Origin of the sequence: Vibrio rotiferianus CAIM 577 = LMG 21460, from assembly GCF_002741985.1 — a bacterium.
GTDB classification, from domain to species: domain Bacteria; phylum Pseudomonadota; class Gammaproteobacteria; order Enterobacterales; family Vibrionaceae; genus Vibrio; species Vibrio rotiferianus.
Genome location: NZ_APHW01000044.1, coordinates 1 through 1,729, shown reverse-complemented (window position 1 = coordinate 1,729; position 1,729 = coordinate 1). Strand labels below are relative to the sequence as shown.

General features: G+C 47.3%; 2 tRNA genes and 1 rRNA gene. All 3 read right to left on the bottom strand.

From position 1 onward, the window contains the following. Nucleotides 1-1,159: ribosomal RNA gene (locus B853_RS15495) — 23S ribosomal RNA — on the bottom strand; the annotation flags it as partial. A gap of 265 nt (nt 1,160-1,424) precedes the next feature. After that, a tRNA-Glu gene (locus B853_RS15490) sits at nt 1,425-1,500 on the bottom strand. A gap of 41 nt (nt 1,501-1,541) precedes the next feature. Continuing rightward, a tRNA-Ala gene (locus B853_RS15485) sits at nt 1,542-1,617 on the bottom strand. Nucleotides 1,618-1,729 lie beyond the last annotated feature (112 nt).

The window sequence follows — 1,729 nt, the reverse complement described above, 5'->3', positions numbered from 1 at the left end:
AACTTCATTGCCGCAGCTTCGGTTTATAGCTTAGTCCCCGTTACATCTTCCGCGCAGGCCGACTCGACTAGTGAGCTATTACGCTTTCTTTAAATGATGGCTGCTTCTAAGCCAACATCCTAGCTGTCTAAGCCTTCCCACATCGTTTCCCACTTAGCTATAATTTGGGACCTTAGCTGGCGGTCTGGGTTGTTTCCCTCTCCACGACGGACGTTAGCACCCGCCGTGTGTCTCCCGGATAGTACTTACTGGTATTCGGAGTTTGCAAAGGGTTGGTAAGTCGGGATGACCCCCTAGCCTTAACAGTGCTCTACCCCCAGTAGTATTCGTCCGAGGCGCTACCTAAATAGCTTTCGGGGAGAACCAGCTATCTCCAGGTTTGATTGGCCTTTCACCCCTAGCCACAAGTCATCCGCTAATTTTTCAACATTAGTCGGTTCGGTCCTCCAGTTGATGTTACTCAACCTTCAACCTGCCCATGGCTAGATCACCTGGTTTCGGGTCTATATCCAGAGACTGAACGCCCAGTTAAGACTCGGTTTCCCTACGGCTCCCCTAGATGGTTAACCTTGCCACTGAATATAAGTCGCTGACCCATTATACAAAAGGTACGCAGTCACACCACGAAGGTGCTCCTACTGCTTGTACGTACACGGTTTCAGGTTCTATTTCACTCCCCTCACAGGGGTTCTTTTCGCCTTTCCCTCACGGTACTGGTTCACTATCGGTCAGTCAGTAGTATTTAGCCTTGGAGGATGGTCCCCCCATATTCAGACAGGATATCACGTGTCCCGCCCTACTCGATTTCACTGAATGTGCGTTGTCAACTACGGGGCTATCACCCTGTATCGCCGGACTTTCCAGACCGTTCGTCTAACGCATATAAAGCTTAAGGGCTAGTCCAATTTCGCTCGCCGCTACTTTCGGAATCTCGGTTGATTTCTTTTCCTCGGGGTACTTAGATGTTTCAGTTCCCCCGGTTCGCCTCCTGTTGCTATGTATTCACAACAGGATACTTACTTATGTAAGTGGGTTTCCCCATTCGGAAATCCCAGACTCAAATGGTTTTTACTACCTAATCTGGGCTTATCGCAAGTTAATACGTCCTTCATCGCCTCTGACTGCCAAGCATCCACCGTGTACGCTTAGTCACTTAACCATACAACCCGAAGGAGTTTCGAGTTGATGAACAAGTCACCAAAGTTGTCTGCAATTTTTATACATGATGCAGACTCGATTTTGCCGGACTCAAATTCCAAGAACACTTGAATGTGTTGTATTGGTGTTTGTCATAAAGACAAACATTGAGAACTTTACAATCAACAATAAATTGTTGATTTGTCAGCTTTCCAAATTGTTAAAGAGCTAATCACTTCTAATGAAGTAACCATTTTTAAAAACTCTCAAGAGAGAATGTTTAAAGATGGTATCCCGTAGGGGAGTCGAACCCCTGTTACCGCCGTGAAAGGGCGGTGTCCTAGGCCTCTAGACGAACGGGACACTGTAGGTTGTTCTGCGAGAAGCAGAAGCAACGCAGCTAGTGGTGGAGCTAATCGGGATCGAACCGATGACCTCTTCGCTGCCAGCGAAGCGCTCTCCCAGCTGAGCTATAGCCCCACATAAAACCGCTTCAGCATTTTATGCAGAACCAATTTTGCTCTGAAATATTAAACCGTATCAATCTGTGTGGACACTCATCGTGAGTAATCATCGTATAAGGAGTGATCCA